This is a genomic window from Desulfobacterium sp. N47 (genome assembly GCF_051233685.1).
GTDB lineage: Bacteria > Desulfobacterota > Desulfobacteria > Desulfobacterales > RPRI01 > RPRI01.
Genome location: NZ_JBAMMY010000191.1, coordinates 1 through 20,432 on the forward strand (window position 1 = coordinate 1; position 20,432 = coordinate 20,432).

Sequence of the window (20,432 nt, forward strand, 5' to 3'; positions counted from 1 at the left end):
CGTAACATGAAAGAACACCCGTGATTTGCTCTTTATATCGTTCGGTAATCAACATACTAAACCTCCATGCTAAAAATGTTACACTCATTTTAGCATGGTTTAACTAAAAATTCTTGGTTCCGGCTTGTCCGGGTTAGGTTAAATAACTCCGTATTGGATATAATAAAATCACCGCTGTTTGGCTGCCAGTTAGATAGAGCATAATCTTTGCCCGCCATTGCAAGGTAATAGGCGCGATTCATACCGCTTCCGCTTGCCTGCCCCAATGTTGAGGTGGATGTCATATAAAACATCCCAAACCCTATTGCAGCAGCCATGGTAATCCCGACAATCACAAATAAAAGGGCTGTTCCATTTTTATTAAATTTAAACATAACTACTGCCCGGTCTCCCTGTTCAGAATTACGATATCAGGATTTGCCACAGATATCTCTGTGTCTTCAAAGCCCTTTAATTTCAATGTAAATTTAATGAGCAAAACTGTTGCAGGTGTATAGTCAGGACCGTTTGGAAAGGTGGTTGAACAATTGTTGATATCATCTGAACTTGTGCAATAGGTCAATCCAAATGTGCTTACATTACCGGTAAGTATATCACCGCCCGTGCATGAAACCGAACAGTCAAGACAGTTAGAATTTGAATTTAAATACAAAGAATTATCAGCAGCAGACCAGTAAATCGTAGTAATATCTTCCGGTACTGATGAATTTCTCTTGATTGTGTAAGTAATGCTTTTATCGCTTCCGCACTTGATAGACCGGAGTGAGGAAAATTCCTTTTTCAGTCTCGCTATGGCAATCTGAGCATGTTGGGCTGTCTGTGCATTCTTTTTTGATAAGATATAACCTTTTGCTATTTCAGCAATTCCCATTCCTGCAACAACAGCAATTATTGCAACAACTGCTATTGAAGTTATTATTTCAATAAGCGTAAATCCCCGATTATTAATTGCTGTCCTATCAATCAAACGATTCATTCCTCTTTGGCGGTAAAAAGCGCAGAAAGCGTTTCACCTTCATCATTTTTTATTTTAATCTGGAGCATATTTTCTCGATCACCGCTTACAATAGGCTGAATTAAATTATTAGAATCGAATTTGACAAATCTGTTCATAACTACATAATATTTGTCATATGTGTTGTCCTGTGCAGTTCCTGCAGGCCCGATCTTAAGGTTTAAATATCCAAGAAGACGAATCCATTCTGTTGAACCATCGTATACTGTAGAACTCCAGTCCGGTTCTGTTGAACACCCTCCAACTTTTATACAGCGGTAAAAATGTCCATTAGGATTCACAGGAATAACGACACCTCCTGTTGCATATGATGTTGCAGTCCAGATACCTGCTTTCCATCTTGCATTCCCATCATATGTCTCGCCATAATCGTGCCATAATGGTTCTGATGCACCGCTTTTTCCTGCTGATGTGCAGATATAGAACCTTCCGTTCATTTCCACCGGCATTATCTTATTTCCGGCAGCATAATCCGTCGAGGCTTTCCATTTTGGATATGGGTTATAATCTGCTGTAATTTTAGCCATTATTCTACTTAAATCCGATGATTTAAGCAATCGTTTCATCGGGTCACTGCTCTTGATAAATGAATCGGAAAACAAAGTAATTATCAGAGAGCCGAATATTGCTACCATAACAACAGTAACTATGATTTCAATAAGGGTAAACCCGGATCGGGCATGGGATTTATTAAAAGTCATGGAATAAAAATCCAGTGTTTTTTGTGACAGTTATACTTCTGGTTTGTGCGCCATCCGATAGTTCGATTGTGATATTTGAAATTACAGGAGCGCCGGAACCATCCACAGGCACTCCCCATTCGTTGAAAGCTATTGTGGTGCCAACACCGGTTTTAAGCGTTATATTATTTGTAAGTGTATGAATTAATGGATCACCGGCAGGATTTTTATTGCTTTCACCGGGAAGATAATATGGCGGGTTTGTAGCTTTAATCCCTTTTTTATAAAGAGTATAAACAGTATTGCCTGTAAGATTAATTCCCCATGGCACGGTATCGTTCATTGCCTTGATCTGAGCATAGCGAAGATATGATTTTAAAGTGTCGGTTTGAGTGATTAATTCTGCATCATTGTTTCCGAATCTGCTCATAACAACGGGGGCAAAAATGGAAAGAAGAATCAATACGACTACCAATTCAATTATCGTAAAACCCTGTTGATTTATGTGTGTTTTACCGTTTCGTTTCATGATCAGATAATATCAAACTTCCAAATAAATAATCAAACTTCACAAACAGTTATATTAGATATTCCTCGTGTTCCGGATTCCTCAGATCTCTATAAAATGAATTCCATGTAGTTTTTCCGGTTGACCATCTGAAACTCAGCGTTACCATAAGCCTTGAGCCAATCTTTGGGCTGCTTCCTTCTCTTTTTTCCCGACCACTTGAACTCATAGCCCAAAAGGCGGCCTTCCCGCTCTTCAACCCAGTCTAATTCCTGACCGGCGTAAGTCCTCCAGAAATAAAAGGTGCCGTACAGAGCCTGATAAGTGCATTTTTTTAATCGTTCCGTTACAAGAAAATTTTCCCATAACTGGCCAATATCATTTCGGTTATCTATGGAATTAAATTGGGAAATAACGGCATTGCGAATCCCGTTATCAAGAAAATAATATTTAGCTTTGCTAACAACTTCCGAGCGAAGATTTCGGCTAAATCCACCAATCCTTTTGATAACAAAAGCTTTTTCAAAAATATCCAGGTAGCGCCCGACTGTCTTTACATCAATCCGAAGCTGTGTGGCCAGCTCATTCAATGAAACCTGAGAGCCGATCTGAAAGGCGAGCAGTTTCAGGAGGTCCAGGAGCAGCTTAGCTCCTTTGATCCTGTCAAGTTTAAGAACATCTTTTAGCAGATAGGAATTTACAACCTCTTCCAGAAGGGCGATTTTGTCCCGGCTGGTATTTGCGGTCACAATCTCCGGATAAGAACCATAAATCAGGAAATCTTCCAGTTTAGCTCTAAGCTCAAAGGAGTTGTAAAGGTTAAGCAATTCCAATTGAGCTAAGGGATATAAGACAACTGTGGTTTTTCTACCGGTCAACGGCTCACCGATAGCACCGGACAGATCAAAAGCAGAAGATCCGGTTGCAATAACGATTAAATTCGGCATTTGATCGACTAAAATCTTTAACCCCATCCCTATATTTGGGATCTGTTGTGCTTCATCTATGGCAATAAGTTCGTAACCGGCTGCATAGTCAAGAATCTGCCTGAAGTCCTGAGAACTCAAAACCTGCTGGATTTGAATATTATCGCCGGAATCCAGCTTGAATTTCAGCGTAGTGCGGGACAGGAAATCATTGAGCAAGGTGGTTTTGCCCACTCGCCTGGGGCCAAAGATCACCAGAACCTTTTGGGGTTTGATAAAGTCGACAATATCATATTTCCGTTTAATCATGTTTGTCATATACATCAATTCCATAAATTTGTCAAAATATCCGGATTCTAAATCCATAAATTATGATTAATATATGTATCCAACTGATATATTGAAATATATGATTTAAATTAAGGTTTTCTTTGTCGTCTATCATGTAAAATGAATCTGCTCATAACAACGGGGGTAAAAATGGAAAGAAGAATCAATACGACTACCAATTCAATTATCGTAAAACCATTTTTATTAAAGCTGAATTTAATCATACGACCTGATTTTTCGTCTTTATAAAAACCCTCCTGCTTCATTCGTGAATCGTGATCTTTTGACTAAATCCGCTCAGATACACGATTCACTTTTAAGCTTTTTTTACAGTTTCATTTTATAAATACTGTAAAAAAAATAATAAATTATTAATTTCAGATTCCATACATTAGCCATAAATATTTATAACAAAGCCTTAGTTTAGCAACATTACCTTCCGGGATAGAGGTTAATATAAAAATTAGCTGCCAACTGATCAGTTTACGGTTGTTACCGTCCAGTAATAGGCTTCGTTTTCATCAGTATCAACGGCTTTCTTTCTTTCTAAAGTCACTATTTTGCCTTGAAAAGACAAATTTCCTCCTGATACTGTAAGCGCTGCGGAACCAGGCCAGTCCGGGCCCAGATCACTTGAAGGTCCATCGACAAGAGGGTCTGTTGCAGCTCCTGTACCTGTACATTTTTCATCAATTTTGTTCAAGACTGGATAGACGCCAGCACAACCTTTTAACTTCCAGTTCGCCAATGCAAGCCTTTCACGGGCGTTTAACTCGCTGGCAGCGGCAGCTGCTGCTTTTTTAATAGCATCCGTTCTCATATCCAGATATTTAGGAATTGCAACTGCGGCCAGAATGCCCAGAATAACGAGAACGGCTATTATTTCAATCAGAGTAAAACCTTCCTCATTTTTTATCATGTTTGTAATTTTATTTTTTGCCTTCATATTAACCTCCACCATTTGATTGCTCCTTCCGTAAATAAATTTGTACAAGTTTTTTGTTCCCTGATTGATTCATTAAGCATATGTCATGCCAAATAAGTACTGATTACCAACAAAATACCATTTGTCAGGAGGTAAAGGTTCGGTACACATATATAATATAACGCATAACTAACCTATATTATTTATATTTAATAGCAATTAAATAAACCGGACCCCCCTGCAACTTTGAATGCAAAATCAACGAAATCCAGGTTTAATGGCAATTATATTGCACGAAATGATGCTTAATCTACATTTTTTGTAGATTGTTTTAAGGCAGCCACATCGATTTCGTACTTTTTTATACGATGCCACAGGCTTCTTTGGTTGATACCAAGAAGCTGTGCAGCTTTTACCTGAACACCTCCCGTACGGTTTATGGCTTCAATGATTAATCCCTTTTCGATTTCGCAAAGGCGATCATCTATAGAAATATTATCCGGCAGTTCATTTATTATTTTGCTGGCACTGATATCTTTTGTGATGTGTGAAGGAAGATGCATCGGCTCAATTACGTCCGTTTCCGTTAATACATCCGCTCTTTCCAAAGTATTTTTCAACTCTCTTATATTACCGGGCCAGTTATAAGCTGTTATGATCTGAAGAGCCCTTTCCGAAAGAGTTACCGATTTGAAATTTTGTTTAAGAAACTTTTCTGCAAGATAAGGTATATCTTCTTTTCTTTCTCTTAATGGCGGAAGCTGTATGAAAAAAACGTTAATCCGGTAATACAGGTCTTCTCTGAAAAGTCCCTGCTTTACCATTTCAGGAAGATCTTTATTCGTAGCAGCTATGAACCGGATGTCAACTTTGATCGTTTTGGAGCTTCCGACTCTCTGCAATTCTTTTTCCTGCAATATACGTAATATCTTCGCCTGAGTGGAAAGAGGCATATCTCCGATTTCATCAAGAAAAATTGTGCCACCGTCAGCTATTTCAAATTTTCCGATTTTCCGGGATGTTGCACCGGTAAATGCACCTTTTTCATAGCCGAAAAGCTCACTTTCAAGCAAATTTTCAGGTATTGCCACGCAATTGATTTTTACAAACGGCCCGTTTCTGCGCAGACTGTGGTCAAATATGCTTTCAGCTAAAAGTTCCTTCCCGGTACCGCTTTCACCTAAAATCAGAACCGTAGTATCAGTAGGCGCAACCTTTAAAAGCTGCGTAAAAACCCCTCTCATAACTTTGCTCTGGCCTATAATTTTGGGAAACATTTCTTCAGCTTCAACTTTGCTTAAAATATTTGCAATCTGGTCAAATACCTGGGTAAAATGTTCCAAAGTATCTTTTGTATCGTTGTCACTCTTTTTGGGAGATTTGGGGAAAACGGGAAGTTTTTCCGCTTTTTTTATAAAATTGGTTACGGGTCTTAATAAAAGCCAGATAATGAACAAACTGATCATAAAGCTGATTGTAAAGACAAGCATCTCCCAGTATATAAATAATGAAGTATCCGAAACCTTTGCACCTTGTTCATATGCAATGCGACCGGTTAAAATTACCCACAGTAGCGAAAGTCCGCTTAGTATGAACGGCACCAGTATATACAGACTTACCTGAAAGTATTTCTTTTTCATATCAATTGTTTACCATCTTGGTCATATCCCACATGGGCAGAAATATAGCAAGGGCAAAAAATCCTACAACAGCCGCAAGACCCACAACCAGAACAGGTCCTATAATTTCGGAAAGCCCGTTAACGGCATAAGAAACTTCCTCATCATAATGGATAGATACCTCATGAAGCATCTCTTCGATATTTCCTGTCTCCTCACCAATGGCAACCATATTAATAACCATTGGTGTAAAATATTTTGCTGACTCCAGAGTAACTGCAATCCCCTGCCCTTCCCGCATATGTTCGCGAACACGATCAAATTCCCTTGAAATGGCCGAATTGCCTATTACTCCGGATAAAATCTTCATGGCGCTCATCACCGGTACGCCACTTGCCTGCAATATTCCGAATATACTTGCAAATCGTGACATTGCAGCTTTTATGAACAGCGGTCCGATTACAGGGATTCTTAAAATAATTGAATCTTTTATATACTTCCCGTTTTCCGTTTTCAGCCAGATCCGGAGCGCAAATATGATCGCAAAACCAAAGCCAAATATTAAAAACCAGTAGTTTGATATAAAATGATGAAGCATAATAGCTATTTTGGTAGGCACCGGAAGATCAATTCCTGCCCTGGAGAATGTTGCTGCAAATTTGGGAACAACAACAGTTAACAGCAAAAAAAAAGCGCTGGTCAGAGCTATAGTAACGATCATGGGATACTGTAAGGCTGATTTGATATCCGCCTTGATTTTTCCTTCATGTTCAATCATGTAAATAAGCCGTTCAAGTGTTTCCGGCAGAGTTCCGCTTATCTCTCCTGCCCTTACCATACTGCAATATAAAGGCGAAAATATTTTATGATGATTGCCCATGGCTACAGACAAAGATGTACCTTCCCTGATATTGTTTGAAATCGAAATTATTGCATCTTTTAAAACCTGGCTTTCGGTTTGGGCTTCAAGCACCTGGAAAGTTTTTACCAGTGGAACCCCGGCTTTAAATAAAGATCTAAACTGCTTGGTAAATATAATCAAATCAGTGAGTTTAACACTGCGGTTGATTTTAAATGCCAGGCCTGATTCACTTGTCTTTGCTTTTTTTTCTTTTAATTCATAGGGAACATACCCTCTATCAGCTATCATACCTGCCGCCTCATCGGAAGAGTTTGCTTCTATATCACCCCTTACAACAGCTCCCCTTGCATCTATAGCCTGATAGGAATAATTGGGCATTATTATTTTACCTGTCACATAATTACTGCCGAACCGGCTTCTTCAAGAGTCGTTATTCCTTTAAGAGCCTTTTCGCCGGCGTCATATTGTAAAGTTTTTAATGTTCCTGCCTCTATACACTTACGTGTAATTTCATGTGCCGCACTTTTCCTAATAATCATATCGCGCACCATTTCATCGCAAATAAGAACCTCAAATATGCCGGTTCTTCCCTTGTATCCTGTATTCAGGCACTGATTACATCCCTTCCCGCGCTGAAAATTCGCCGAATTCCAGTTTTTAACGCCCCAGGTTGTAAGCACCTTTTCCGGAGGACTATATGACTCCCTGCAATAAGGGCAAACGGTCCTGACCAGCCTTTGTGCAATACACATCAGAAGGGTTGAAGAAAGAAGAAACGGTTCTATACCCATATCAATAAATCTTGTAATTGCTCCTACGGAATTATTCGTATGAACCGTGCTTAATACCCTGTGGCCTGTCTGGGCGGCCTGCACCGCGATCGCTGCTGTTTCGGCATCCCTTATTTCTCCGACCATGATTATATCAGGATCCTGTCGCAGGATTGATCTGAGACCGCTGGCAAATGTCATTCCTGCCTTACTGTTCAGCTGAACCTGTCTTATATTCTGGATACGGTACTCTACCGGATCTTCAAGAGTCATAATATTGCTGTCAGGACTGTTGAGCTCATTAAGCAGAGCATAAACGCTTGTGCTCTTGCCGCTTCCGGTAGGACCGGTGCTTAAGATCATACCATAAGGTTTTAAAATAACAGCCCTGATTTTCTCAATATCATCTTTATTTATACCAAGTCGGTCCAAAGAATAGACGCCCGCACTGGTATCTAAAAGCCGCAGCACTATATTTTCCCCATAAATTATAGGTATGAAAGATGCGCGCACATTAATTTCTTTATTTTCCATTCTGAGAGTGAAACGGCCGTCCTGCGGAACTCTGGTGACGGTTACATCCACATTGGAAAGTATCTTTATTCTGGCTGCAATAGGTAAAAACATTGATTTTGAAGGGGACGGCACTTCATGAAGCTTGCCGTCTATGCGGAAACGCACCTGAATATTATCCTGCTGCGGACTTATATGGATGTCACTGGCTCCTTCACGGATTGCCTGCACAAAAATGGAGTTTACAATTCTTATAACAGGAGCCTCCCCGGCCATATCCTGAAGATAAGCCAGCTGTAAATCCTGAGAAATTTCCTCTTCCTCTTTTTCGGTAACCACCTTGGTTTCAATATTTATATTTTCCAGTATGCCGCTGATACCGGATTGGATACCATAAAGCCCGCTTATTAAATTATTAAATTCGCGCTCAGCGCAAATCACTACTTCAACCTCACAATCAGTTGTAGACTCGATAAAATCCATAGCATTGATATCCATGGGATCAAGCATTGCAACGGTTAAAAGACGTCCTTTTTTATTTAAAGGCACCAGCCGGTATCTCTGAGCGTGTTCTATGGAAATAAGCTGAGACAGTTCAATGTCAAAGGGATATAAATCCGGATGATATTTTCTTATCTTTAACTGCCTGCCCAGAAGATCAACCATCTGATCTTCACTGATTATTCCGCGCCTGATAAGAAACTGACCCAATTTCAGTTTATTGTTTTTCTGCTCATCAAGAGCATTGTTAAGCTGCTCTTCTGTAATCAGTTTTTCCTCCAGAAGAATCTCTCCTAATTTTTTCTTAGAAATTATGGTCACTTTGTCCGGAATCTCCTGTCTTTTTTATCGGCAAAAAACAATGTTTCATCATCTGATTTCCCCAAAATGCTTGCATTTAATGCAAGCGGCTGAGGCAATTTGTCTATTATACTCCTTGCTGAGTCTGTGTTTTCATATCCGTCTTTCAAAAAAATAGCAAAAACCATACCTTCGGTTCTGTTCCAGTAAGGAAGAAATTCCAGAGAAGGCAGCAATTGTTTATATTCGTTGTATAACTCATAAATTTTTTGGATGTTTTCATCAGCGGCAACCCTGACAAGGTATTTTCCCAAAGGCAGGGGATTTGATTCCGCAGAAATGGCCGGAAGGTTTAAAACCTCCCCGGTTGTAATCTTGTTGAGATTTTTAATATGCGGATTTGCGAGAACAACTTTCTTAAAAAGTTCGTTGTCAAAATCTCCGTAAAAGTCTTTCAATATGCCCCAGGCAGTTTCACCATCTCTAATGGTAAATTTTCCGATAAGATCCGGCATTATCTTTTCCTGCACAGGTGTTTCACCGGGAATCTGAGCTGCAGTTTCCTGTAAAGCATCCTTTTGAGTCAAACCGGGTTCAACAGGTTTGGATGCCGGAATCTTTTTTCTATATGCCTCCATATCCTGTATAGTTTTCGCTGGTTTTATATCGGCTGTTTCAACTAAAAAAAAAGCCGATGATATTAAAACCACAGATAAAGCTGTGATAGTTGCGGCCATAATCCATCCAAAACCTTTTTTATGTATTACCGAAACCCTTTTCACGCAGGAACGAACGACAAACCAGCCTGCCTTTGAACGGTTTTGAATAATAAGTGCAAGAATAACCTGATGGCACAGCGTTACAATCTTACGCGGGTAGCCTTTTGTAGCAAAATACAGGGCGCATAAACCTGGATAGGTAAATAATGACGGCGATTTACCCGTATTGCCGGCTTTAGCAATACGGTATCTGACCATGCCAAGAGTTTCCCTGAAATTTAACGGTTTAAGATAGTAAAAAAGATTAACCCGGTCAGCGAAATTGTTATGATTTTTTAAAGTCTGCTCGAATTCTCTTTGTGCAAATATTACAATCTGCAGCAGTTTAAATTCATTTGTTTCGTAATTGAGAAATTCGCGAAGTATTTCGATACAAAAATCCGGCAGCTTTTGCCCTTCATCAATAATGAGAACAACAGTTTTATCTTCATCAATACCTTTTTGCAGAAGATATTTTTTAATATTTTCTTTAAACTGCCATTGGCTTTCAAAACTTTGAGATGCCGGTATCCCGAAAGATATTGCTATTGCTGTTAAAAATTCGATGGGATTTGTAAAACCGGGGTCCATAAGAAGATGGGTTTCAATTTCATTGCCGTCATTCTCAGATCCGGAAAATTTTAATATAAGCTGCCTGCACAGTGTGGTTTTTCCTGTACCCACATCGCCGATAACCACATTCAATCCCCTGCGAAGGCGCACAGACAGCTCCATCTTTTGCAGGCAGCCTAAATGTTTCATGGACTGAAAGAAGAATCCAGGTTCAGGCGAGTTTGAAAAAGGCTCCTTATTTAAATTTAAGATTCTGAAATAATCCATTGTCTCTTTGATAGAAAGGGTTAGTTTTTTATGTTTTCCGAAACTGCAATAGCTGTTTCTACTGGCAGTATTGTCGGAGTTATGAATATGAGGACCTCTTCCATTGATTTGCTTTTGCCTGTTCCCTTAAACATCCGCCCAAACAACGGCATATCCCTTAATACAGGTACGCTGTTTTCGGAATCCTGTTTTTTCTGTTTGGTCAGACCTGAAATCACAATGGTTTCCCCGTTTTTTACAATCAGAGTAGTCTTTGTTTCTTTTTTTATTATATATGGATTCCCCAACACGTTTCTGCTGTTGTCCACTTCATTCTTTTTTACAAGAACCTCCATTTTAAGATTTTTACTGTCAATCACATGGGGCTTGATTTCCAGGCGAAGAACAACATCTTCAAATTTTACCGATTTGGTAATTGAACCCGTAGTGCCTGTTTCCTCAGTAACATATGGGATTCGTTCCCCATTTTCCGTATAAGCCGTCTGGTTGTCCAAAGTTGTTATTGACGGGCTGGAGAGAATGTTTAATTTTCCATTGTTCTGAAGAGCGCTTAACTGCATTTCAAGTATGTTTCCACCAATGGTGCCGAACATAAGGCCCAAAGTGCCTGACGCTGCATCCGACATAGACGCCGGGAAATTGATGCCAAATCCCTGAGAACTCAGACTGGTGGAACCGTATGAAGGCGTGTAATTACCCGATATCGGATTTGTTGGTGTGGTTGAATTCGTTGAACCGCCGGGTGATACCCACAGGTCGTGATTACCCAGGCGGGGATTGTACATGCCGCCCCACTGAATACCGAGATTACGGGCAGTATCCTGTGTTGTTTCCACTATATTTGCTTTAATCAGGATCTGCGGAGTTGGCCTGTCGATTTCTTCTATGATTGGCATAATTTTCATTATGTCTTCTCTTATAGCCTGAATTATCAAAGCATTATTATGCTCATCAAGCCGGATCGAACCTCTTGGTTTCCCATCTTTATCTTTAGTCAGAAATTCCAAAAGATTATCTTTAAGCCCCTTGGCATCAGCGTAATTTATATCAACTATTCTGGATACAAACGGCTCTACCTGGCTGATGCCCATCTGTTGGGTTTTTCTCTTTAAGTCCCGCTCCAGATCTTCTGTTGTCATAACCCTGATAACATCGCCTTCCCACACATAATCCAAACCCTGGTTACGCAGGATGCTTAAAAAAGCCTGATCCCATGGGACTTCATGAAAATCAATTGTGACTTCTCCTTTAATCTCATTCTTTATTAATATATTCAGACCCTCGGTCTTGGCCATAGCCCGAATAATCGCATTTACATCGGCCTGACGCATCTTCAGGTTTATTTTATTCGCAGGAAGACTTTTTTTATCAGATTGTTCGATTACCTCTGAAGCCGGATATGTTTTATCTCCCGGTTTCATTTCCGTGGATTCTATGGCTTTTAGTTCAGAAGCCGGAGAATGGCCTCTGGATGTCTGTGCCATGGTTTCCCACTTTTCAAAAAAGGGATCTTTTTGCAATGCCACATCTTTGGCACAACCTGTTATTGTAACCATAAGAATAGCAGCAACAACCATGAACCAATTATTTTTATAAGTCAAAGTTACCCCCAACCTTTACCTGATGAGACTAATCCTGCAAAGAGACTTCAAAACCTGACTGAGTTTTTTTATTTACAATTATAGCCTTATCCGGATAAATTTTTTCAAGAACATACCCTTCCATTTCCAGATTATCACCGGGTTCATATTCAATTCCGTTAATAATGGCTATTTTTTTATTGCCCATACTAATATAACCGGAATAATTAAAGCTCGGTTCTGATTGTAAATCACTTTCCGTTTCATGTTTTTCAGACTTAATCCAATCCGAATAGGATTTCTGGTCATAAAACGGATCATGCTTCCATTTTGTCTCAGCACGTTTTATTGTATAATTATCGGCGGCAGTTACCGATCCTTTTGTTATTGTTGCCGTTATACCGGATAGAAAAGTCTCCAGTCCCGAAGATTCGTTTTTCATGCTGTAGGATACGGATTTTGCCCGTGGAGCTATAAAAAAATCATAAACGCCGTATAATGCTACAACAGCTGTTACGGAAAGTATTATAATCTGCTGTTTTGTCAGATTTCCCATAAATCCTATAACCTCCTGTTTCTAAGCAAGAACCAGCCGGATTTTAAGCTTAAATTCCATAAAATCCCTTTTCCGCTGAATCCGTATCTCTTCCACAGAGTCTAAATAAGGCACTTTGCCAAGGCCTATTAACAAGTTACGAAAATCAAAAAAATCACCTCTTATCACAGCATCAACAATAAGAAATTTTGAACCGGACGAAAGCAGATTAATATCCGGTGATATTGAAAGCGCATCCATTCCTGCTTCTCTGGAAATAGTTTTCAGGATGCCGGGAAATGATTCTACAGATTCCCGCAATAGTTCATTTTTTGCCGGAAAAGGCAATACCATGGAAGACTTTTGATGATCGTTGTTTTTCAATAATTCATATACGGGATAAATTTGTTTTTGTTCCTCAAGCTTTAATTGCAACTCAGATATTTTACGATCAAGTCTCATATTGGAAAACCAATTTGGAATAATTCCTATAAATACGGTTATTAGTATTCCAAAAAGGCATACTGCCATATAGATCAGGGTACGCTTTGGAATCATCATATTTTTTAATATTTGGTACATTTATGAATTCTATCCCGTTATTGATAGTCCATTATTTCCATTTCTATCATAAAATGAAGAACTTTATTTTCTTTAAGTGGTTTGATGCTGTTTTGCTTAATGCTTATCTGCCCGAACATTGGAGATTCATCCAGTTTCATGATGAGGGCGGCCAAAGATGATTCAAGAGTGTATTCATCACCCAGAACAAGCCCTTCAAGAGTCAGGTTTTTTTCTGCTTTTTCTTTGCTTAGCTTATTGTTATGATTATTTTTAAGAAGTTCTTTGCCTGGTTCAAGACTTCCCAGATCAGCTTTAAGATTAATGAGCCGTATATTTTCAGGAATCAGGGAGGTTAATTCACTGATAACCGCCATTGGCAGGTATTTCTTTCTATATTCTCCGGCTATGAGCTGTTTTTCTTTTGAGCTTGTAATTATATTTGATATCAAACCCTTATCAACAAAGGGTTTATATTGAAGCATCTGTTTTTCAAGTTGTGATACTATTACTTTATTTTTATTGATAGTACTATTCTGATACAGGAAAACCCCGCCACAGGGTACGGCAATAAGCATTAATAAAGCAAAAACGGCGTTTGTAATACGTAATGTGCCGGCCAGCTTTTCCTTATCCTTATATCTAAACAACAGATTTGGAGTGTAATCATTATCCGAAAGAGCAAGCCCCAGGGCAGGAGTAAGAGCTACCCTGTCCGAAACCGAGGCATTTCCTGCAAGGCTTTTAAAATTCGGCAGTTGAAATTTCAATGGATCAAGAATATCGCTTTCCATGCCAAGTTGATCTCCGACATATTTTACTATGGGCATGTAAACGTTCATTACGGTTGATACATAAATTCTTTCAATCCTCTCATATTTGAGGTTTGCAGTATAATATTCAAAAGTCCTTTCTACCTGTCTGACAATCCTTTCCAAAGAAAGTGCAATTGCCTTGAATTTTTCCTCTTCCGTAAGATTAAAGCCGATATCATTTTCTTCCAGGGGAACGGAGTCGGGGCTAAGACTTGATAATGCTTTTCTTATCTCTTTGGAAAGTACTGCTGCATTTGAGCCTTCTGTTTTATTAAATCTTTCTCTGTCATCCATCTCTTCTGAAATATCATCCATCAATGCTTCAACCATACTGTTTGTACCGGCCCTGATGCCCCTTGTCATAACAAGTTGGCCATGAGCATAAATATCAATGCGTGAAAAATCATTGCCTATAAACAAGCATGCAACCGTACCTTCAAAAGCGGGAATCTGAACAGTTTTTAATATGTTTTGGAGCGCAAAAGGAGTGATGGATATTCCATTTAACTGCAAGTCAATTTTTGAAAATAATGTTTTAATCTCGGTGATTTCATCTTTAGGCGCCGTATAGGCAACAGCGTATAATTTTGATATATTATCTTCACTGATCTCTCCCAGAATCTCAAAATCCAGAGTTGTATCTTTATAATCAAAGGGAGTTTCTCTTTTAATTGCCCAGGCGATGGCATTTTCAATTTGTTTTTTTGGTACATTAGGAATTCTCAGATGGCGTACATTAACGCGTGCTGCCGACATGTTGGCCCATATGCTTACCTTGCGGTCGGTACCAAAAAACTTTAAAAGTTCGGATTTGATAAAATCAGCGAATTCAGGGGATTTTTTAGATGCTATGTGTGTATACGGTATAATCTTATAGCCAAGAAAAACACGGTTTTTATCAGAGGATCTTGCAGTCTTGACCAATCTTAGGCATTCATGCCCGATATCTACGCCTATGCTTACAGTGTCTTTTCCGGATAAAATATTATTAAAGACAACACTTTTGCTTTCTTTTTTCTGTGGGCTTACATCAGACAACACATGAGAAGTCTGATCAACAGTACCGATTTTTTTGTTACGGATCAAATCAAGCAGTTTTTCGGTTGAAGTAGATTCTTTGAATCGGGACAAATTATGCTTCCTCCTGAATAGTTCAGATATTACTTCAGATCATTTAAGCTGCATCAATCAACCGCTTGGGATGTATCAATAAATTATATAATATATTCTCTCTTTCATTATTGGCGGCTTAGTAAAAAGCAGGAAAAATCATTTGCCGCCGTTTATGGTAAAGGCCGAAGTCAAGTTCTATCAATTTATTAACAATGCTAAGAACATATCAAACATCTTCTGTAGTGTCAATTTTTTAAATACCAATTTTGGTAGTATTTGTTGATACTTCAGGCAATATTAATGAACTTAATAACAAATACTAAAAGAATGGTCATTACAAAATATTTGCATACCGGTCAGGAATCGGGCTGCTCAAATTAATTGACTTATGAAATTAAAAAAGTATATATGGAAAAGAAACGGGCGTTATTTACATATCTCATCGCTTTATTTTCAATCATATTGAGCCACTTTCAAAACGTTTCAGTTTGGTCAAGGTCAAGGCGGGCGAAAATTTTAAACACAGGAATACATTTAGTATTTCAAGGATTAAAATTTGAGCCCAACGCAGAGATCGGCCTAAATGGGACATTTTGAAACTGGCTCATATTAACATAAGCTTTTTACTATTTATATGGAGAAAGGAAAATATGAATAAAACTGATTTAGTAAATGAAGTTGCAGCAATTGTTTCAAACACCAAAGAGGCAAAGGCTGTTGTTGATTGCATCTTTACAAGCATGACCGCTGCATTGAAAAATGGCGATGAAGTCAAGCTGGCCGGATTCGGGACTTTCAAAGTAAAAGAGAGAAAGGCAAGAACCGGAAGAAATCCGAAGACAGGAGAAGAAATCAAAATTGACAAAAGCAAAGCCGCAAAATTTTCTGCTGCAAAAGCATTAAAAGATGCGTTAAGCGAATAACCGTTAATAAAATCCCCGGGCGGCAAAATAACAGACTGGTGCATACAGGAATAATATCCGGTTTTCCGGTATTGGTTTACGATGCTATGGACTCAGCCATCTGCCCGGGCAATGACCCGGTATTCAGCTTAGTATCGCTTTTTTTTAAAGATTTAATAATTTAATTTGTTCATATAGGGCTATAAATAAACTGCTTTTTGATTCAGGACAGGCCGCCGTTTACAGCATAAAATAGCTTTTTATAAATCTTATATATTGTTGAGCCTGTAGTAAAATCCTTTCATTCTCATCAGCTCTTCATGGCTACCCGATTCGACAATTATTCCCTTCTTCAAAACGATAATCCGGTCAGCCCTGTGAGCTGTTGAAAGGCGATGGGCGATTACTATTGAGGTTCTTCCTTCCATTAGGTTTCCCACTGCCTTTTCAATACGGCTTTCAGTTTCGGAATCAACATAAGATGTAGCCTCATCAAGCATGATTATTTCGGGATCACGGGCCAATGCTCTTGCTATTGATATAAGCTGCCGCTCCCCGCTTGATATGGATTTTCCTCCTTCCGAAAGTACGGTATCAAGGCCATCTGGCAGTCTTTCTATAAGGGCTCTGCAATTTGAAGCATCAATAATATACTCCATCTCTTTATCTGTAATGCCGCTTTTACCCCTTGCAATATTATCCCGCACAGTCCCGGAAAACAAAAAAGAATCCTGCATAACAAGCGCCATTTTTGACCTGAGCAAAGCAGGGGAAATTTCTTTGATATCAGTTCCGTTTACAAGGATAATTCCTGAATCAGGCTCATAAAATCTTGCCAGAAGATTAATAAAGGTTGTTTTCCCGGTTCCTGTGGGTCCGACAACGGCTATTTTTTCACCTGCTCTGATATTTAAAGATATGTTTTTCAACACCTGTTCACCCGGAACATAGCCGAATGAAACATTTTTATATTCAATTGAGTTTATCCTGCCATTTATTTTATTATCAATAAGAGTGTTATCATGAGTTTTTTCATAATAGTCATTTAAACCGTTCTCACTGACGTTCTCAGTGTCGAGAATAAGAAAGATTCTTTCTGCCGAAGCCATTGCATTTTGAAGAATATTGTATTTATCGGCGATATCTCTTATCGGTCCGAAAAACATTTTTATATACGATATAAAAGCCACAAGTGCGCCTAAAGTAACTTTTTCGGAAATTACGCTGCTTCCGCCGTAAAAAATTACAAGGGCAACGGAAATTGACCCAAGAAGCTCTATCACCGGCATAAAAACAGCCATAACATGTATTTGTTTCATACCTGCTATATAGTTTTCATGATTGAGCTTTTCAAAACTTTCATAATTTTCACCTTCTTTTCTGAAAAGCTGTATAACCTTTATTCCTCCGATTGTTTCTGCTATTTTGGAATTGATTTCAGCTACTTTTACTCTAAGAATTCTGAAGGCATCTCTGGCCTGGTTTGAAAAACTGAAGGAGGCGAATACAACAAAAGGCATGACGGTAAATGATACAAGCGCAAATTTCCAGTTTATACTTATAAGAACTACCATGATTCCAAAAAGCAGAAAGATATCCTTGAAAACAACTGATATTACCGAAGTGAAAAACTCATGCATATTCTGGACATCACTTGTAACTCTTGTAACAAGTCTTCCTGTGGGATTGTGTGTGAAAAAAGAAAAAGGAAGCGCCTGAATGTGGTTAAAAAGCCGCATCCTTAAATCGTGCATCACCATCTGGCCGGTATATTCCATCAGGATCACCTCAAGAAAATCCAGAAAAAACGCGGCAATTACAAGAACAAGAAGAACAAGTGCGGCAAGACCGACTCCATTAATATCCTTTGCCCTTAATTTAAATACATCTCCTTTGTCCATATTGCTAAACTTGTCATAAGAAATGTAGGCGAATTTTTCTTCTTTATTATATTCAATCCTGTATTTTTTTAAAATACCGCGGACATCCGGATCGCTTATATCCGTCTTATAATATCGCATTTTCTTTTCATCAGGCTTGCGGTTTACTTCATGTTCACTTGTTCGGGGAACAATATATCTGTCTATCGCAACCTTTGTTACATAGGGCAGTGAAAGATCAAGCAGGGTGATTGATACAACCAGCAATATTGCCCGGAAAAAAAGCCTGCGGTAAGGCTTGCCGAAAAAATAAAGCTTTTTCAAAAGATTCAAATCGTAATGCTTGCCCAGCTTTTCTTCCTCATAACCATAATCAAAGCGCATTCATTTCCTCTTCGATTTCCTGCATCCTGAAGGTTTTTGCATAGTATTTCCCAAGTTTCATCAGCAAATCATGATCTCCCGACTCTATAATTTTTCCTTCGTCCATTACTAATATCTGATCGGCAAAGCAAAGAGCGGAAAGCCTGTGTGATACAATTATAATAGTCTTTTTCCCTTCCATGGATTTTATATTATTTATTATTGCAGAGCCTGTTTCAACATCCACCTGGCTTACAGGATCATCCAATATCAATACCGGTGAATCGGCCAACAGCGCCCTTGCAAGAGCAATTCTTTGTTTCTGGCCTCCTGAAAGAATAACCCCTTTCTCTCCCACCAATGTGTCAACACCTGCGGGAAAGCTTTTTACCGTTTCCAGAAGCGAGGCTTTTTCCATCAGGATTTCCAGATTTGATTCATTTATGCTTTTGCTTCCGAGAGTTATATTGTCGCGTATTGTTCCATCAAACAGAAAAGGTTCCTGAGGCATGAAAGAGATGGTATCTCTGATATCAAAAATGCGTATCGTGCGTATGTCTTCGCCGCCTATCAGTATCTGTCCTCCGGAAACATCGTACAACCTTGGAATCAGGCTTAACAGAGTTGTTTTGCCGCTTCCGGGAGGCCCTGCAATTCCTGTGATTTTTCCTTTTTCAATTCTGATGTTAATATCGGATAAAACCAGCTTGGCGCCTTCTTTATACGAAAAGGAAACATTTTCAAAGACAATTTCCCCCGCATCGCCATTAATTGCTTTTGCATCGCTTTTATCAAAAATTTCAGGAGTTGTATCCATGATCCTGTTTATCCTGTCTAAGGATGCTTTCCCGCGCTGTACAAGGTTTGTAACCCAGCCCATTGCCATCATGGGCCAGGTTATAAGAGCGAGATAATTAATAAATGCCACAAAATCACCGGGGGTTATCGTCGAATAGATTGTCTGCCTGCCTCCAAGATACAAGACTATGACCAGACTTATGTTGGAAAAAAAGAGCATCATTGGAAAGAAAAAGCCTGTTATTTTAACAAGCTTTATATTCTTTTTTATATAATCTTTTGATTTTGCCTCAACCAAAAGGCTTTCTTCTTTTTCCCTTGTATAAGCCTTAATCACCTGGATTCCTGCAAACTGTTCGCGAACTGATTCGGTAAGCTCTGAAAATGATTCCTGAACCGCTCCGTAAAGCCTGTGCATTTTTCTGCTGAAAAATCTGGCCCCGAAAACAATAAAGGGCATTGGTATAAGGGCAAACATAGTAAGAGTTCTGTTAATATAAAGCATAAAACCAATAGCGGAAAAACCAAGGATTATCGCATCAGTTAAGGCCACCATTCCCATTCCGATTGCCATTCTGATATGCATTATATCGTTTGTGGCATGCGCCATAATATCGCCGGTTTTGGTTTTGTCGAAATAAGGAGAAGAAAGAGACTGTATGTGATCAAACAGTCTGTTTCTTAAACCTTCTTCCACTACTCTCGAAGTACCTATAAGAAATTTTCTCCACAGGTATCTGAAAACGGTCATTAAAATGGCAATGCCGATAATATAAAGGGCATATATGGCAAGTTTTTTCGTATCAGCCTGAAATAAAGTAAGATCATCGATAGCAAGTTTCATTATTCGGGGGATAATAAGCTGCAGAAAATCAACAGCTATCAGGCATAACATACCGGTTGCTATCATAAAACGGTTTTTAATAAAATACGGCTTTATCAGTTCAATAGATTTCACAACATATTCCAATAATTAAGTCAGATGCCAGATATAGCAATTGTCATAATTCCGTTCCGTTCGGGCATGCGTACCCACGCCCAATTATAACAAAGTAATCGGAATATTATTATGACAATTGCTATACTGATACATGGCGCCAGTGCCGGATAAGTCACATCTCGTTTTAGATACACGATACTATGTTTGGTTTGCAAGAAACACTTATATATTTAGAGCACAGTATTTATATGCAACTATAACCCTACAACGATATTTATGTTTTAACCAATTGTCCGAGCCTCTTTTTTCTATGGGACAGATAGGCTCGATAGTTTTTCTTTTGAATCCGGTCTATCAAAGCGATTACCGCGTCGCAATCAAAACGCCTTATTGGCAAA

At 38.9% G+C, this 20,432-nt stretch carries 18 protein-coding genes; 1 reads left to right on the top strand and 17 read right to left on the bottom strand.

Annotation, left to right across the window (positions count from 1 at the left end; genetic code table 11):
- Nucleotides 1-89: 89 nt before the first annotated feature.
- From VXK47_RS12455 to pilM, 15 genes are all read right to left on the bottom strand, one after another.
- Complete coding sequence (locus VXK47_RS12455; protein WP_435549109.1) at nt 90-374, bottom strand: hypothetical protein; 285 nt, start codon at nt 372-374, stop codon at nt 90-92.
- A gap of 2 nt (nt 375-376) precedes the next feature.
- Nucleotides 377-967, bottom strand: coding sequence for a prepilin-type N-terminal cleavage/methylation domain-containing protein (locus VXK47_RS12460; RefSeq protein WP_435549110.1), 591 nt, complete (start codon nt 965-967; stop codon nt 377-379).
- 5 nt (nt 968-972) lie between these two features.
- Nucleotides 973-1,716, bottom strand: a complete 744-nt coding sequence (locus tag VXK47_RS12465; RefSeq protein ID WP_435549111.1) for a pilus assembly FimT family protein — start codon at nt 1,714-1,716, stop codon at nt 973-975.
- On the bottom strand, nt 1,706-2,224 hold the full coding sequence (locus VXK47_RS12470; protein WP_435549112.1) for a pilus assembly FimT family protein: 519 nt from the start codon (nt 2,222-2,224) through the stop codon (nt 1,706-1,708). The genes VXK47_RS12465 and VXK47_RS12470 overlap by 11 nt, the downstream gene beginning before the upstream one ends.
- A gap of 89 nt (nt 2,225-2,313) precedes the next feature.
- The gene (locus tag VXK47_RS12475) at nt 2,314-3,447 is read right to left on the bottom strand and encodes an ATP-binding protein (protein ID WP_435549113.1); all 1,134 of its coding nucleotides are present in this window, start codon (nt 3,445-3,447) and stop codon (nt 2,314-2,316) included.
- Between the two features lie 101 nt (nt 3,448-3,548).
- Nucleotides 3,549-3,725, bottom strand: coding sequence for a type II secretion system protein (locus tag VXK47_RS12480; RefSeq protein WP_435549114.1), 177 nt, complete (start codon nt 3,723-3,725; stop codon nt 3,549-3,551).
- Between the two features lie 212 nt (nt 3,726-3,937).
- Complete coding sequence (locus tag VXK47_RS12485; RefSeq protein WP_435549115.1) at nt 3,938-4,405, bottom strand: prepilin-type N-terminal cleavage/methylation domain-containing protein; 468 nt, start codon at nt 4,403-4,405, stop codon at nt 3,938-3,940.
- Nucleotides 4,406-4,689: 284 nt separating this feature from the next.
- A complete protein-coding gene (locus VXK47_RS12490) occupies nt 4,690-6,024 on the bottom strand; it encodes a sigma-54 interaction domain-containing protein (RefSeq protein WP_435549116.1) in 1,335 nt (444 codons plus the stop codon).
- Nucleotide 6,025: 1 nt separating this feature from the next.
- Nucleotides 6,026-7,261, bottom strand: a complete 1,236-nt coding sequence (locus VXK47_RS12495; protein WP_435549117.1) for a type II secretion system F family protein — start codon at nt 7,259-7,261, stop codon at nt 6,026-6,028.
- A complete protein-coding gene (locus VXK47_RS12500; RefSeq protein ID WP_435549118.1) occupies nt 7,258-8,970 on the bottom strand; it encodes a GspE/PulE family protein in 1,713 nt (570 codons plus the stop codon). The genes VXK47_RS12495 and VXK47_RS12500 overlap by 4 nt, the downstream gene beginning before the upstream one ends.
- Complete coding sequence (locus VXK47_RS12505; RefSeq protein WP_435549119.1) at nt 8,967-10,547, bottom strand: AAA family ATPase; 1,581 nt, start codon at nt 10,545-10,547, stop codon at nt 8,967-8,969. The genes VXK47_RS12500 and VXK47_RS12505 overlap by 4 nt, the downstream gene beginning before the upstream one ends.
- A gap of 20 nt (nt 10,548-10,567) precedes the next feature.
- Nucleotides 10,568-12,148: a type IV pilus secretin PilQ gene (gene pilQ / locus VXK47_RS12510; protein WP_435549120.1), complete on the bottom strand. Its 1,581-nt coding sequence runs from the start codon at nt 12,146-12,148 to the stop codon at nt 10,568-10,570.
- 28 nt (nt 12,149-12,176) lie between these two features.
- Nucleotides 12,177-12,683 (bottom strand): hypothetical protein, encoded by a 507-nt coding sequence (locus VXK47_RS12515; RefSeq protein WP_435549121.1) that lies wholly within the window; start codon nt 12,681-12,683, stop codon nt 12,177-12,179.
- 21 nt (nt 12,684-12,704) lie between these two features.
- Complete coding sequence (locus tag VXK47_RS12520) at nt 12,705-13,244, bottom strand: hypothetical protein (protein WP_435549122.1); 540 nt, start codon at nt 13,242-13,244, stop codon at nt 12,705-12,707.
- A gap of 17 nt (nt 13,245-13,261) precedes the next feature.
- On the bottom strand, nt 13,262-15,169 hold the full coding sequence (pilM, locus tag VXK47_RS12525; RefSeq protein ID WP_435549123.1) for a pilus assembly protein PilM: 1,908 nt from the start codon (nt 15,167-15,169) through the stop codon (nt 13,262-13,264).
- A 632-nt stretch (nt 15,170-15,801) separates the two neighbouring features.
- On the opposite strand from pilM, the gene VXK47_RS12530 reads away from it, so the two are divergent.
- Complete coding sequence (locus tag VXK47_RS12530) at nt 15,802-16,074, top strand: HU family DNA-binding protein (RefSeq protein WP_435549124.1); 273 nt, start codon at nt 15,802-15,804, stop codon at nt 16,072-16,074.
- A gap of 248 nt (nt 16,075-16,322) precedes the next feature.
- On the opposite strand, the gene VXK47_RS12535 is transcribed toward VXK47_RS12530, so the two are convergent.
- Both VXK47_RS12535 and VXK47_RS12540 read right to left on the bottom strand, forming a co-directional pair.
- Nucleotides 16,323-18,317: an ABC transporter ATP-binding protein gene (locus VXK47_RS12535; protein WP_435549125.1), complete on the bottom strand. Its 1,995-nt coding sequence runs from the start codon at nt 18,315-18,317 to the stop codon at nt 16,323-16,325.
- Complete coding sequence (locus VXK47_RS12540) at nt 18,307-20,052, bottom strand: ABC transporter ATP-binding protein (RefSeq protein ID WP_435549126.1); 1,746 nt, start codon at nt 20,050-20,052, stop codon at nt 18,307-18,309. Before VXK47_RS12540 ends, VXK47_RS12535 begins: the two co-directional genes overlap by 11 nt.
- Between the last annotated feature and the right edge of the window lie 380 nt (nt 20,053-20,432).

Excerpts from the sequence above, each read along its gene's own strand:
- VXK47_RS12455 (WP_435549109.1), bottom strand. The coding sequence starts at position 374 with ATGTTTAAATTTAATAAAAATGGAACAGCCCTTTTATTTGTGATTGTC.
- VXK47_RS12465 (WP_435549111.1), bottom strand. The coding sequence starts at position 1,716 with ATGACTTTTAATAAATCCCATGCCCGATCCGGGTTTACCCTTATTGAA.
- VXK47_RS12470 (WP_435549112.1), bottom strand. The coding sequence starts at position 2,224 with ATGAAACGAAACGGTAAAACACACATAAATCAACAGGGTTTTACGATA.
- VXK47_RS12475 (WP_435549113.1), bottom strand. The coding sequence starts at position 3,447 with ATGACAAACATGATTAAACGGAAATATGATATTGTCGACTTTATCAAA.
- VXK47_RS12480 (WP_435549114.1), bottom strand. The coding sequence starts at position 3,725 with ATGAAGCAGGAGGGTTTTTATAAAGACGAAAAATCAGGTCGTATGATT.
- VXK47_RS12485 (WP_435549115.1), bottom strand. The coding sequence starts at position 4,405 with ATGAAGGCAAAAAATAAAATTACAAACATGATAAAAAATGAGGAAGGT.
- VXK47_RS12490 (WP_435549116.1), bottom strand. The coding sequence starts at position 6,024 with ATGAAAAAGAAATACTTTCAGGTAAGTCTGTATATACTGGTGCCGTTC.
- VXK47_RS12505 (WP_435549119.1), bottom strand. The coding sequence starts at position 10,547 with ATGGATTATTTCAGAATCTTAAATTTAAATAAGGAGCCTTTTTCAAAC.
- VXK47_RS12515 (WP_435549121.1), bottom strand. The coding sequence starts at position 12,683 with ATGGGAAATCTGACAAAACAGCAGATTATAATACTTTCCGTAACAGCT.
- VXK47_RS12520 (WP_435549122.1), bottom strand. The coding sequence starts at position 13,244 with ATGTACCAAATATTAAAAAATATGATGATTCCAAAGCGTACCCTGATC.
- VXK47_RS12530 (WP_435549124.1), top strand. The coding sequence starts at position 15,802 with ATGAATAAAACTGATTTAGTAAATGAAGTTGCAGCAATTGTTTCAAAC.
- VXK47_RS12535 (WP_435549125.1), bottom strand. The coding sequence starts at position 18,317 with ATGCGCTTTGATTATGGTTATGAGGAAGAAAAGCTGGGCAAGCATTAC.